We start from the raw sequence: 12454 nt of genomic DNA on the forward strand, positions 1-12454 counted from the left end.
ACGATTTCAAATACGACGAGAAGAGCAAGGGGGCTCATGAGCAACGCAGAACCGACCACCTCTCCCGCATCCGTCCTTCCGACGAGGCCCGGGAAGATCGTCGCCGTCCACCTCAGCTACGCCTCGCGCGCCGACCAGCGCGGCCGCCGACCGGCGCACCCGTCCTACTTCTTCAAACCGTCGAGCTCGCTCGCGCCCAGCGGTGCCGAGATCGAGCGCCCGCACGGCACCGAGCTGCTCGCGTTCGAGGGCGAGATCGCCCTGGTCATCGGCGCCCCCGCACGCCGCGTCGGCGTCGACGACGCGTGGGCCCACGTGAGTGCTGTGACCGCGGCCAACGACTTCGGCCTCTACGACCTGCGCGCGAACGACAAGGGCAGCAACGTCCGCTCCAAGGGCGGCGACGGGTACACGCCGATCGGGCCGGCCCTGCTGGACGCGCGGGCGATCGACCCCGCGTCGCTGCGGCTTCGCACGTGGGTCAACGGCGAGATCGTGCAGGACGACACCACGGCCGGCCTGATCTTCCCCCTCGCCCAGATCGTCGCCGACCTCTCCCAGCACTTCACCCTGGAGACCGGAGACGTCATCCTCACCGGCACCCCGGCCGGTTCCAGCGTCGTCGTCCCGGGCGACCGCGTCGAGGTACAGGTCGACGCCGGTGCCGCCTCGACGGGACGGCTCGTGACGACCGTCGTCCAGGGCGCGCACGCCTTCGACGGATCGATCGGCTCGCTCCCCGCCGTCGACGACCATCAGCGCGCCGAGGCGTGGGGCTCGCGCGAGGCCGCGGGCCTCCCCGCCGAGACGCACGGAGGCCTCACCTCCGCGCTGCGCGAGAAGCTCGAGCGCACGCCCGTCGCGGGGCTCTCGGGGCAGTTGCGCAAGCGAGGACTCGACAACGTCACCATCGACGGCGTACGCCCGATGCATCCGGGGACCAAGATCGTCGGAACCGCACGGACGCTGCGGTTCCTCCCGAATCGCGAAGACCTCTTCGCGTCGCGCGGCGGCGGCTACAACGCGCAGAAGCGCGCGTTCGATGCCGTGGAAGAGGGCGAGATCATCGTCATCGAGGCCCGCGGCGAAACCGGCTCCGGCACCCTCGGCGACGTCCTGGCCCTGCGTGCGCAGGCACGGGGAGCGGCCGGGATCATCACCGACGGCGGCGTCCGCGACTACGACGCGGTCGCCGAGATCGGGATCCCGGTGTTCTCGGCCGGGGCCCATCCCGCGGTGCTCGGGCGCAAGCACGTGCCGTGGGAGCACGACGTGGCAGTCGGATGCGGAGGAACCACCGTCGAGCCGGGAGACATCCTCGTCGGCGACTCCGACGGCGTGATCGTCATCCCGCCGGGTCTCGTGGAGGAGGTCGTGGACGCGGCCCTCGCTCAGGAGGACGAGGACGCGTGGGTCGCCGCGCAGGTCAAGGCGGGGCATCCGGTCGACGGACTGTTCCCGATGAACGCCGAGTGGCGTTCCCGCTACGAGGCCGAGCGGACCGGGCGATGACCCTCTCGGAGCCGGCGACGCGGAGCAAGTCGCAACTGGCCTACGCGTGGATCAAGGAGCGGATCGCCGGGCAGCAGTTCTCCCCCGGGTACCGCCTGGTGCTCGGCGCGCTCGCATCGGAGCTCGACATGAGCGTGGTACCCGTCCGGGAGGCCATCCGCCAGCTCGAGGCCGAGGGGCTGGTGACCTTCGAGCGCAATGTCGGTGCGCGGGTGTCGATGGTCGATGACTCGCAGTACCGCTTCAGCATGCAGGCGCTCAGCATCCTCGAGGGCGCGGCGACGGCGCTGTCGGCACGCGCCCTCACCGTTGAAGACGTCAGACGCGCGCGCGACGTCAATAAGCGCATGATCGAGACCCTCGACCACTTCGATCCCCGCGCGTTCACGGCGCTGAACCAGGAGTTCCACGCGACGCTGTTCGAGCGCTGCGCGAACCCGCGCATGCTCGACCTCGTCCGCGCGGAATGGGCCCGCCTGGGGCACCTGCGCGAGTCGACCTTCAGCTTCGTCCCCGGCCGCGCCGCCGAATCCGTGCGCGAACACGAGCACATCCTGCACCTCATCGAGACGAGCGCCCCGCTGTCCGAGATCGAGATCGCCTCGCGCCGGCACCGTTCGGCGACCCTCGACGCCTATCTGACCCACGAGCACCCCGGCGAGGCCCTGGGCCTCCCGACGTTCTGAACAGGAGCACGCACCATGACCGACGTTTCCACGACGCCGCGGCACATCCCCGCCGATCTCCCCACGCGGATCCAGCACTACATCGACGGCGAGTTCGTCGACTCCGCCGACGGCGACACCTTCGACGTGCTCGATCCGGTGACGAACGAGACCTACCTGCAGGCCGCCGCCGGCAAGAAGGCCGACATCGACCGCGCCGTCGCCTCCGCCCGCCGCGCGTTCACCGAGGGTCCGTGGCCCCGGATGTTGCCGCGCGAGCGCTCGCGCATCCTCCACCGCATCGCCGATCTCGTCGAGTCCCGCGATGCGCGCCTCGCGGAGCTGGAGTCGTTCGACTCCGGGCTGCCGATCACCCAGGCCCTCGGGCAAGCCCGGCGTGCGGCCGAGAACTTCCGCTTCTTCGCCGACCTGATCGTCGCGCAGGCCGACGACACCTTCAAAGTGCCGGGGCGTCAGATCAACTACGTCAACCGCAAGCCGATCGGCGTCGCCGGGCTCATCACACCGTGGAACACCCCGTTCATGCTCGAGTCGTGGAAGCTCGGCCCGGCGCTGGCCACCGGTAACACCGTCGTGCTGAAGCCGGCGGAGTTCACGCCGCTGTCGGCGTCGCTGTGGGCCGGCATCTTCGAGGAGGCGGGCCTCCCCCAGGGGGTGTTCAACCTCGTGAACGGTCTCGGTGAAGACGCCGGCGACGCCCTGGTGAAGCATCCGGACGTGCCCCTCATCTCGTTCACGGGCGAAAGCCGCACCGGACAGATCATCTTCGGCAACGCCGCTCCGTTCCTGAAGGGCCTATCGATGGAGCTCGGCGGCAAGTCGCCGGCGGTCGTCTTCGCCGACGCCGATCTCGACGCGGCGATCGATGCGACGATCTTCGGCGTCTTCTCCCTCAACGGTGAGCGCTGCACGGCAGGCAGCCGCATCCTCGTCCAGCGTGAGGTGTACGACGACTTCGTCGAGCGCTACGCCGCGCAGGCGAAGCGCGTCGTCGTCGGCGACCCGCAAGACCCGAAGACCGAGGTCGGCGCACTCGTGCACCCCGAGCACTACGACAAGGTGATGGGCTACATCGAGATCGGCAAGACCGAGGGTCGCCTCATCGCCGGGGGCGGACGTCCCGAGGGCTTCGACACCGGCAACTACGTCGCCCCGACGGTGTTCGCCGACGTCGCCCCCGACGCGCGCATCTTCCAGGAAGAGATCTTCGGACCCGTCGTGGCCATCACCCCCTTCGACACCGACGAAGAGGCACTCGCGCTGGCGAACAACACCAAGTACGGCCTCGCCGCATATGTGTGGACGAACGATCTGAAGCGCGCGCACAACTTCTCCCAGGCCATCGAGGCCGGGATGGTGTGGCTCAACTCCAACAACGTGCGAGACCTCCGTACCCCGTTCGGCGGCGTGAAGGCTTCGGGCCTGGGGCACGAGGGCGGGTATCGCTCGATCGACTTCTACACCGATCAGCAGGCCGTGCACATCACCCTCGGCAAGGTGCACAACCCCACCTTCGGCAAGAACTGACCCGATCCAGACTCACGCTAGGACGCTGACATGACGCACCGCGAAGATATGACCCTGACTTCCTCCGGCTTCTACGTCTCGCAGGAAGCTCCCATCGAGACGGGCAACCCCGTCCCGACGCCCTCCGTCCCGGCCCCCGACATCCTGCGCTGCGCCTACATGGAGCTCGTGGTCACCGACCTCGCCGCCTCTCGCACGTTCTACGTGGATGTGCTCGGGCTGTACGTGACCGAGGAGGACGAGAACACGATCTACCTCCGCTCCACCGAGGAGTTCATCCACCACAACCTGGTGCTGCGCAAGGGCGACGTCGCCGCCGTGGCGGTGTTCTCCTACCGCGTGCGCTCGAGCGACGACCTCGACAAGGCGGTCGCTTTCTACTCCGAGCTCGGATGCCGCGTCGAGCGCCGCGCCGAGGGCTTCACGAAGGGCATCGGCGACTCGGTGCGCGTGGAGGATCCGCTCGGGTTCCCCTACGAATTCTTCTACGACACCCAGCACGTCGAGCGTCTCGCGTGGCGCTACGACCTGCACACGCCCGGTGAGCTCGTGCGTCTGGACCACTTCAACCAGGTGACCCCCGACGTGCCTCGCGCGGTGAAGTTTATGCAGGATCTGGGCTTCCGCGTGACCGAGGACATCCAGGACGACGAAGGCACCGTCTATGCCGCGTGGATGCGCCGAAAGCCCACCGTGCACGACACGGCTATGACCGGCGGCGACGGCCCGCGCATGCACCACGTCGCCTTCGCCACGCACGAGAAGCACAACATCCTCGCCATCTGCGACAAGCTCGGTGCCCTGCGCCGCTCCGACGCGATCGAGCGGGGACCGGGCCGCCACGGCGTCTCGAACGCGTTCTACCTGTACCTGCGCGATCCCGACGGGCACCGCGTGGAGATCTACACGCAGGACTACTACACCGGCGACCCCGACAACCCCGTCATCACGTGGGACGTGCACGACAATCAGCGTCGCGACTGGTGGGGAAACCCGGTGGTCCCCTCGTGGTACACCGAGGCTTCGCTCGTGCTGGATCTGGACGGCAACCCGAAGGATGTCGTCGCCCGCACCGACTCGTCGGAGATGGCGGTGACGATCGGCGCCGACGGCTTCTCGTACACGCGCGCGGGTGAGGAGTCGATGCCGGAGTACAAGCAGGGCGAGTACAAGCTCGGGCACCAGCTCTGATGCTGACGCCCGAGCAGATCGCGGAGATCGCGGCGGAACTGGCGGAGGCCGATCGCACCCACAGCGTGATCCCGCGCATCACGGCGCGGTACCCGGATGCGACGGTCGAGGACTCGTACGCCATCCAGGGCGTGTGGCGCGACACCAACATCGCCGCCGGGCGCAAGCTCGTCGGGCGCAAGATCGGGCTGACCTCGAAGGCGATGCAGGCGGCGACGGGGATCACCGAGCCCGACTACGGCGTCATGTTCGACGACACGGTGTACAACAGCGGCGCCCAGATCCCGGTCGATCTCTTCTCGAACGTGCGGATCGAGGTCGAGCTCGCCTTCGTGCTGAAGGCGCCGCTCGACGGACCCGAGTGCACACTCGAGGACGCCCTGGAGGCGATCGATTACGCCGTGCCGGCGCTGGAGATCCTCAACTCGCACATCGAGCTCGAGGGCCGGACGATCGTCGACACCATCAGCGACAACGCCGCCTACGGCGCGATGGTACTCGGCGACGTGCGCAAGCGACCCGACGAGATCGACCTGCGGTGGGTTCCGGGCCTGCTGTACCGCAACGACGAGATCACCGAGACCGGTGTCGCGGCGGGGGTGCTGGATCATCCGGCCACCGGCGTCGCGTGGCTGGCGAACAAGTTCGCCGCCCACGGTGCACGGTTGGAAGCAGGCGAGATCATCCTCGCCGGGTCGTTCACCCGCCCGATGTGGGTCGAGCGCGGCGACGTCGTACGCTGCGACTACGGACCGATGGGAGAGATCACGTGCCGCTTCATCTAGCCCCGACCCTCCGCGACCGCCTTGCCGGAACCGACCGGGCGCTCGCCGGCATCTGGGTGTGCTCGGGCAGCGCCCTCGTGGCCGAGATCTGCGCCGGCGCGGGCCTGGATTGGACGCTCATCGACATGGAGCACTCCGCCAACGGGCTCGAGGGCGTGCTCGCCCAGCTGCAGGCGGTGGCGGCGTATCCCACCACCCCCGTCGTGCGGGTGCCCGTCGGCGACACCGTCGCGATCAAGCAGGTGCTCGACCTCGGTGCGCAGAGCATCCTCGTGCCCATGGTCTCCTCTGCCGCGCAGGCGCGCGAGCTCGTGCGCGCGGTGCGCTACCCCCCGCGCGGCGTGCGGGGGGTGGGCTCGGCCCTCGCGCGCTCGGCGCGGTGGAATCGGGTGGACGACTACCTCGCGCGCGGCGACGATCTCGTGTCGCTGTTCGTTCAGGTGGAGTCGATCGAGGCCGTCGACGCCGCGGGCGAGATCGCTGCGGTCGACGGCGTCGACGGGGTGTTCGTCGGCCCGAGCGACCTCGCCGCATCCATGGGTCTTCTCGGCCAGCAGACGCACCCGGATGTCGTCGCCGCGGTGCAGCGCGTCTTCGACGCGGTGCGCGCCACCGGCACTCCGGTAGGCGTCAACGCCTTCGACCCGCCCGCCGCGCAGGGCTACATCGACGCCGGCGCGACCTTCGTGCTCGTCGCCGCCGACGTGTCGCTCCTGGCTCGGGGCTCCGAGGCCCTCGCCGCCCGCTGGGTCCCGTCCGCCGACGACACCGCCCGCGCCGGCTACTGACCGGCGCCGCTCCGACACAACTCCTCAAGGTCGGGGGCGGCAGAGTCCCCGCGGCGCCCGCTCGCGCGATCTTGAGGAGTTGTGTCGCCGTCGAGGCCGTCAGCGCGACGCGAGCTCGCGCGCGCCGACCTCGGCGATCACGCCCTCCGCCCACTCCCGTGCGACCTCGATCGCGTCGATGGGCCCGCCCGCGTCGTGCCGCCCGTACGCGCCGACGCGCGCGGCACCGCATGCGGCGAGCGCCTCGTCCAGCAGCTCACTCCCCCGCGAGTACGTGCGCGTGTAGCTGCGGTCCCCCATGCCGAAGACGGCATACGAGATCCCCGACAGGCCGGGCCGCTCGGCGAGGAGCCGCTCGCGCAGCGGACGCACCGGCGTGGGCAGCTCGCCGTCTCCGTAGGTGGAGCACACGATGAGGTGCAGGTGCGCCGGATCGAGGTCGCCGGGGTCGAGGTCGCCCAGGTCGGCCGTGCGCACCGTCCCCCGCTCGCCCAGCGCTCGCGCCAGATCATCGGCGACCAGCTCGGCGTTGCCCGATTCGGTGCCGAACAGCACAGTGACCGGCATCGGGAGCTCCGCACCGCCGGGCCCGCCGTCGGTCGATTCCGGCAGGCGGATGCTGAGGTCGGTCGCGGCCTCGAGGAGCTCTGGCAGCGTGCGCAGCTTCGCGCGCACGCGGCCGGGAGCGGCGCCCAGCGTCTCGCGGACGTCGATCCGGCGCCATCCCTCGAAGTCGACGGCGGCGTCGATGCCGGCAAGCGCGGCGATCCCCGGGGCGGACCAGCCGACAGACCCCGCGGCCACGTCGTCGGCGAGCGCGCGGGCGAGGCTTCGCGCGTCGGTGCGCTGATCGGGGATGGTGCCGCGCGGCCCCCGCCGGAGCCATCCGGCCACGTACAACCCCGGCTCCACCCGCCCGTCCGGATGGGCGGCGGGCTCGACGAGGCAGCTGTCATCGGCGGTGAAGCCGACAGCGGTGATCACGGCCTCGGTTTCCAGGCGCACGTCGCCGTCCGCGCCGCTGAACACCGCCGCCTGCACGGCGCCTTCTCCTTCGACCCGCACCGGTGTGTACCCGAACCACCAGTGGATGCGGATGCGGGGGTCGGGCGACGAGCTCGCCACGAGCGCGCGGACGGCGTCGGCGCGCGCATCGGTGCCGTGCGGCAGCGCGTCGAGGTCGACGCCGTGCACCTCGTGCGCGAGGCCGGGGAGCGCTGCGAGCTCGCGCAGCATCACAGGGTCGAACTTGGCCGCCGTGGGCGCCGAGCGCCCGACGACGGAGAGCGTGCGGACGCCGGCGGCCAGCGCCGCGTGGCGATCGTCGTCGACATCGCTCCCCTCGAGCTCGCCGGACGTACGCGCGAGGAGGCGCACGACATCCAGGGCGACGTTCCCGTGCCCGACGACGACCGGGGAGGCGCCGAGCTCGGGGGTTCCCGGCGCTTCGGCGGGGTGGGTGTTCAGCATCCGCGTGATCGCGCCGGCACCGTGGACCCCCGGCAGGTCGGCGCCGGGCACGGGAAGCGCCGCGTCGGCGGACAGGCCGGTCGCGAGCACGACGGCGTCGAAGGCGCTCCGCATCTCCGCCAGCGACACGTCCGCGCCGACGTCGACACCGCCGTGGAAGCGCACGCCGTCGGAGAGGAACAGCCTGTCGAACTGGCGCGCGACCGATTTCGTGCCCTGGTGATCGGCTGCGACGCCGAAGCGCACGAGGCCGTACGGCACGGGCATCCGGTCGAACACGTCGATCTGCGCCGCCGGGAACGTCCGGCGGATGGCCTGGGCCGTGAAGCACCCGGCCGGCCCGGAGCCGACGATCGCCACGCGAGGCGCGGGACCCGCCGCCTGCGCGGGCGCCGTCGGAGGCGCGGATGCGGGGGCTGCGCCGTCCCACGTCACCGGGAGGTCGAGCATCCCGCGGAACACCCAGCCGCCGATGCGGGCGGGTCGGTCGGGGTGCAGATCGAGGCCGCGCAGGCGCGAGAACAGGGCGGGCAAGCCGACGGTCGCGACCTCCGCCTTGGCGACCCACGCTCCCAGGCACACGTGCACGCCCTTGCTGAACGCCAGGTGTGGCTTGACCTCGCGGCGTAGGTCGAACGCCTCGGGGTCGTCCCACACCTGCGGGTCACGGTTCGCGGAGAGGATGCAGATGCCCAGCCGCGCCCCCGCGGGAAGCTGCACGCCCTCCAGCACCGTGTCGCGGGTCACCTGACGGGAATAGAGCCCGATCGGCGCGATCCAGCGGATGGCCTCGTCGAACACCGTCGGCCACATCGAGGGGTCGGCCTCGACCGCGCGTCGCTGCTCGGGGTGGGTCAGGAGCGCCCAGGCCGCCACCCCGAGAGCGTCGCGCGGCTCGTTGAGCCCGCCGCCGATGGTCATCTTGATGTTCGCCCGGATCTTCTCCAGCGGCATCTCGTAGTCGGGTATGCGCAGCAGCTGCGAGATGAGGGAGGCGTCGGGGTGATCGCGATGCCACACCAGCATCTCGTCGAGCGCGGCGTCGACCTCGTCGAACGATCGACGGCCCTTCGCCCACACCTCCGGGTCGTCGGCATAGTTCCCGGTCGCGTCGATGAGTGTCTGCGACCACCGCTGCAGATCCTCCTGGTGCACGTTGTGGAACCCGAGGATCTCGCGGAGGTTCTCGGCGGCGTAGGGTGCGGCGAAGTCCCAGATGATGTCGGCGCCCGGCCCCTTCGCCATCATCTCGTCGAGGTAGCGGTGCGCGTTGCGCTCGAACACGCCGGTCCAGGTGCGCTTGACGACGCCCGGGCGCAGCACGGGCTGCCACGCCTTGCGCTCGGGGTAGTGCTCCGGGTCGTCCCGGCGGAGCATCGAATGTCCCATCGCGCGGATCTGCAGCGACCCCTCCTCGTTGGCCGAGAAGGTGTCCTGGTCGAACTCGGTGGTGTGCACCGCGTCGTAGCTGGTGAGAAGGTACCGCCCGACGCTCGGGACCCAGTGCACTCCGCCCTCGGCGCGCAGGCGCTCGTAGATCGGGAAGGGATCGCGATACAGGTCGGGGATCGTGACCCAGTCGGCCACCGGTGCGGGTCGGCTCATGCTGCACTTCCTCGTGTCGGAGTCGGACTCCTTCCAGTGTGCGCGGGACGATACCGCGAGAAAAGCGGATTAATCAGTCGAATATCTCCGATCCAGGAGAGGATAGGGTCATGATCGCCGTTCCGCCCTTCACACTGCGGCAGCTGGTCTACCTGGTGACCGTCGCCGACGCCGGCACCATCGCCGAGGCCGCTCAGCGCGTGCACATCTCTGCGTCCGCGCTCTCCGACGCCCTCGCCGAGCTCGACCGCGCGTTCGGCATGGCGCTCACGGTGCGCCGCCGCGCCCACGGCGTGACCTTGACCAGCGCCGGAACCGCCGTGGTGGAGCGCGCACGTCCGCTGCTCCTGGCCTCGGGCGAGCTGGCGACCCAGCTGCGCGGAGAGCCGGGCGAGCTCGTCGGGCCGATCACGATCGGGTGTTACCCGACGCTCGCACCCACGGTGCTGCCGCCGCTGCTCCACGACTTCGGCGAGGCGCATCCGCGCGTGGAGCTGAACATCGTCGAGGCGACCTCCGACCAGCTGGAAGGCCGAATCGAATCGGGCGAGATCGACGTCGCCTTCGTCTACGACACGCTCATCCCCGGACACCCCCGGCGCGAACAGCTGTTCGCCCTCCCCGCGCACGTCCTGCTGGCCGCCGACGATCCCCTGGCCGAGCGCTCGAGCGTGACGCTCGAGGAGGTGGTGGATCGCGACCTCATCCTCTTGGACGCTCCCCCCTCCAGCGCCCACACGCTGTCGCTGTTCGACGCGCGGGGTCTCATCCCCCGCATCCGCCATCGCACCACCAGCTACGAAGCGGTCCGCACCCTCGTCGGGCGAGGTCTCGGATACGGCATCCTCGTGCAGCGTCCGGCGAACCCCGCCAGCTACGAGGGCTACCCTGTCGCCATGAAGGAGATCTCCCCCGCCGTGCCACCCGTGGGCATCGACGTCATCTGGTCGGCGACGCTCCCGCCTCCGCCGCGTCTGCAGGCGCTCATCGCCTTCGCCCGCTCGATCCGCTGGCCGGGCCAGCCGTGAGCGCGCTGGTGTGGGGCGTCAAGCAGTCGCTGCTGGCGTACGTGCGCTCGATGGAGGACGGGGTGGTCGCCACCGACGGCGGCGCGACGGCGTCGCCCGCCGGGTTCGTCTTCCCCGGCGACGGCCTCGAGTTCGCCGGGTCGGTCACGCTGACCGGTCATGGCGGCATGATGCGGGTGACTCTCGCCGATCCGCGGCTGGTGGAAGCCGACGGACGCTGGGTGCTCGAGATCGCCGATCCCGATGACCCCGGCGTGCGCCTCCCCTTCGCCCTGGTCGCGACGTTCGACGGCGTCGACGGCACCGGCGTCACCCTCACCGCCGACGGCGCGGATCTCTTCTTCGGGCCCTACGGGGCCGGCACGGCACTGGACGATCTGAGCGTGCGCGGATGAGGACGTCGCGGTGTGCGACGCTGTGGTCATGAGACGCGACGTCACGAGCTCGATCGGCCTGGATGTGACGGCGGACGCCGACCTGGTCTTCGCCGTCGCGGTCGCTGCGGCGTATCACCCCGAGAGCGAGCGGCTGACGGCGACCCTCGAGGGTCGAGAGGTCGAGATCGCGGAGATTCCCGACGCGCACGGCACCCGCCTCCACCGCATCCGGTGCGGGACGGGGCGTCTCGAGGTGCGGTACGAGGCCGCGGTCGCCGAGCCGGCCGACACGCTCACCACGACGGCGACGGATCTCCTGACGTACACCCGCCCGAGCCGCTACGCGGAGTCGGATGCGCTCGCCCCGACGGGGCTGGCGGAGTTCGGCGGAATCGATGACACCGCCCAGCTCCTCGCGGCGGTGTCTTCGTGGGTGGGCACCGAGCTGGCCTACGTCTCGGGGTCGAGCCTGCCCACCGATGGCGCGGTGCGGACGCTGCTGAACCGACGCGGGGTCTGCCGCGACTACGCGCACCTGTGCGTCGCGCTGCTGCGCGCGCGGGACGTGCCCGCGCGACTGGTATCGGTGTACGCCCCTGGTCTGAACCCCATGGACTTCCACGCGGTCGCCGAGGCCTGGGTCGACGGCGCGTGGCGGGTGGTGGACGCCACGACTCTGGCGCCGCGGTCATCGCTCGTGCGGATCGCCACCGGGCGCGACGCGGCCGACACGGCGTTCCTCACGATCGTCGCCGGCCGCGCGACGCTCGCCGCCCTCGAGGTGACCGCCGTGGTCGACTCTCTCCCCTCGGACGACGTGACCGAGCTCGTGTCGCTGGAGTGACCCGCGCCGGCGGTCCGGCGGTGGAAGCACGGCATCGGGTGTGTGAGGCTGGATGCATGAGGGCCTGGATCATCCGCTTCGCTTCGCTGTACGTGTTCGACGTCGTCGTGCTTCTGCTCATCGGAGGTTTCACCCCGGGGGTGCGCGTGGGGGTGTCTGCGTTCTGGGCGGGACTGCTCCTCACCGCCGCGACGCTGTGGCTCAAGCCGCTGATCCACCGGTGGTTCCAGTCGATGGCCGCGCGCTCGGCGGCCGGACGATCGAAACTCCGCGAGAAGCTCGTGCAGTACCTGCTCGTCCTCGCCGTGGCCGCGATCATCTGGGTGCTCCTCATCGTGCTGCGCGGAGTGCACGTCGGCGGCTTCTTCTTCGTGTGGGGCTGGATCGCGCCGCCCGTGGCCCTCACGATCGCGTGGGCCATCTACGACCTGCTCGACGACCGTGTCGAGGCATCCGCGGGACGGCTGTACGACAGAGCGACCGGCAGGCGCGAGACGACGGAGGCGGCATCAGCCTCCGCTCCCCCGATCCCGCCGGCGGGGGGTTACCCCGGCGGGTCCACCCCATCCCGCCGCGACGACGGTCTCACGGACGAGCAGCGGCGGATGCTCGACGAGCTCTAGGCCCTGAGGTGTCGATCG

General features: G+C 70.6%; 11 protein-coding genes. 10 read left to right on the forward strand and 1 reads right to left on the reverse strand.

Annotated elements, in window-relative coordinates; all coding sequences use genetic code 11:
• The first annotated feature begins 36 nt into the window (after positions 1-36).
• Genes ACTU3I_RS12250 through ACTU3I_RS12275 form a run of 6 tightly spaced genes read left to right on the forward strand, consistent with a single transcriptional unit; the run spans position 37 to position 6489 of the window.
• On the forward strand, positions 37-1512 hold the full coding sequence (locus ACTU3I_RS12250; RefSeq protein ID WP_442925970.1) for a fumarylacetoacetate hydrolase family protein: 1476 nt from the start codon (positions 37-39) through the stop codon (positions 1510-1512).
• On the forward strand, positions 1509-2198 hold the full coding sequence (locus ACTU3I_RS12255; RefSeq protein ID WP_442925971.1) for a GntR family transcriptional regulator: 690 nt from the start codon (positions 1509-1511) through the stop codon (positions 2196-2198). Before ACTU3I_RS12250 ends, ACTU3I_RS12255 begins: the two co-directional genes overlap by 4 nt.
• Positions 2199-2213: 15 nt before the next feature.
• Positions 2214-3725 (forward strand): 5-carboxymethyl-2-hydroxymuconate semialdehyde dehydrogenase, encoded by a 1512-nt coding sequence (hpaE, locus tag ACTU3I_RS12260; RefSeq protein ID WP_442925972.1) that lies wholly within the window; start codon positions 2214-2216, stop codon positions 3723-3725.
• 30 nt (positions 3726-3755) lie between these two features.
• Positions 3756-4916 (forward strand): 3,4-dihydroxyphenylacetate 2,3-dioxygenase, encoded by a 1161-nt coding sequence (hpaD, locus tag ACTU3I_RS12265; RefSeq protein ID WP_442925973.1) that lies wholly within the window; start codon positions 3756-3758, stop codon positions 4914-4916.
• Positions 4916-5701 carry a fumarylacetoacetate hydrolase family protein gene (locus tag ACTU3I_RS12270; protein WP_442925974.1) on the forward strand — a complete coding sequence of 262 codons (786 nt, stop codon included), beginning with the start codon at positions 4916-4918 and terminating at the stop codon, positions 5699-5701. The genes hpaD and ACTU3I_RS12270 overlap by 1 nt, the downstream gene beginning before the upstream one ends.
• Positions 5686-6489, forward strand: a complete 804-nt coding sequence (locus tag ACTU3I_RS12275; RefSeq protein WP_442925975.1) for an HpcH/HpaI aldolase family protein — start codon at positions 5686-5688, stop codon at positions 6487-6489. The genes ACTU3I_RS12270 and ACTU3I_RS12275 overlap by 16 nt, the downstream gene beginning before the upstream one ends.
• 99 nt (positions 6490-6588) lie before the next feature.
• Here ACTU3I_RS12275 and ACTU3I_RS12280 read toward each other — a convergent pair whose 3' ends face one another.
• Positions 6589-9564 (reverse strand): cytochrome P450, encoded by a 2976-nt coding sequence (locus ACTU3I_RS12280; RefSeq protein ID WP_442925976.1) that lies wholly within the window; start codon positions 9562-9564, stop codon positions 6589-6591.
• 110 nt (positions 9565-9674) lie between these two features.
• Here ACTU3I_RS12280 and ACTU3I_RS12285 point away from each other — a divergent pair, with 110 nt between their 5' ends.
• Genes ACTU3I_RS12285 through ACTU3I_RS12300 form a run of 4 tightly spaced genes read left to right on the forward strand, consistent with a single transcriptional unit; the run spans position 9675 to position 12436 of the window.
• Positions 9675-10592, forward strand: coding sequence for a LysR family transcriptional regulator (locus ACTU3I_RS12285; RefSeq protein WP_442925977.1), 918 nt, complete (start codon positions 9675-9677; stop codon positions 10590-10592).
• Entirely contained in the window at positions 10589-10987 is a 399-nt protein-coding gene (locus tag ACTU3I_RS12290; protein WP_442925978.1) for an HtaA domain-containing protein, read from the forward strand. Before ACTU3I_RS12285 ends, ACTU3I_RS12290 begins: the two co-directional genes overlap by 4 nt.
• Positions 10988-11015: 28 nt before the next feature.
• Complete coding sequence (locus ACTU3I_RS12295) at positions 11016-11813, forward strand: transglutaminase-like domain-containing protein (RefSeq protein ID WP_442925979.1); 798 nt, start codon at positions 11016-11018, stop codon at positions 11811-11813.
• A 56-nt stretch (positions 11814-11869) separates the two neighbouring features.
• A complete protein-coding gene (locus ACTU3I_RS12300) occupies positions 11870-12436 on the forward strand; it encodes a hypothetical protein (RefSeq protein WP_442925980.1) in 567 nt (188 codons plus the stop codon).
• Positions 12437-12454: the final 18 nt, after the last annotated feature.

Origin of the sequence: Microbacterium sp. RD1, from assembly GCF_052220165.1 — a bacterium.
Classification (GTDB): Bacteria; Actinomycetota; Actinomycetes; order Actinomycetales; family Microbacteriaceae; genus Microbacterium.

Bases quoted from the DNA above. Each gene is read 5' to 3' on its own strand.
- ACTU3I_RS12270 (WP_442925974.1), top strand. From the start codon at position 4,916: ATGCTGACGCCCGAGCAGATCGCGGAGATCGCGGCGGAACTGGCGGAG.
- ACTU3I_RS12300 (WP_442925980.1), top strand. From the start codon at position 11,870: ATGAGGGCCTGGATCATCCGCTTCGCTTCGCTGTACGTGTTCGACGTC.
- ACTU3I_RS12280 (WP_442925976.1), bottom strand. From the start codon at position 9,564: ATGAGCCGACCCGCACCGGTGGCCGACTGGGTCACGATCCCCGACCTG.
- hpaD (WP_442925973.1), top strand. From the start codon at position 3,756: ATGACGCACCGCGAAGATATGACCCTGACTTCCTCCGGCTTCTACGTC.
- ACTU3I_RS12255 (WP_442925971.1), top strand. From the start codon at position 1,509: ATGACCCTCTCGGAGCCGGCGACGCGGAGCAAGTCGCAACTGGCCTAC.
- ACTU3I_RS12285 (WP_442925977.1), top strand. From the start codon at position 9,675: ATGATCGCCGTTCCGCCCTTCACACTGCGGCAGCTGGTCTACCTGGTG.
- ACTU3I_RS12295 (WP_442925979.1), top strand. From the start codon at position 11,016: ATGAGACGCGACGTCACGAGCTCGATCGGCCTGGATGTGACGGCGGAC.
- ACTU3I_RS12250 (WP_442925970.1), top strand. From the start codon at position 37: ATGAGCAACGCAGAACCGACCACCTCTCCCGCATCCGTCCTTCCGACG.
- hpaE (WP_442925972.1), top strand. From the start codon at position 2,214: ATGACCGACGTTTCCACGACGCCGCGGCACATCCCCGCCGATCTCCCC.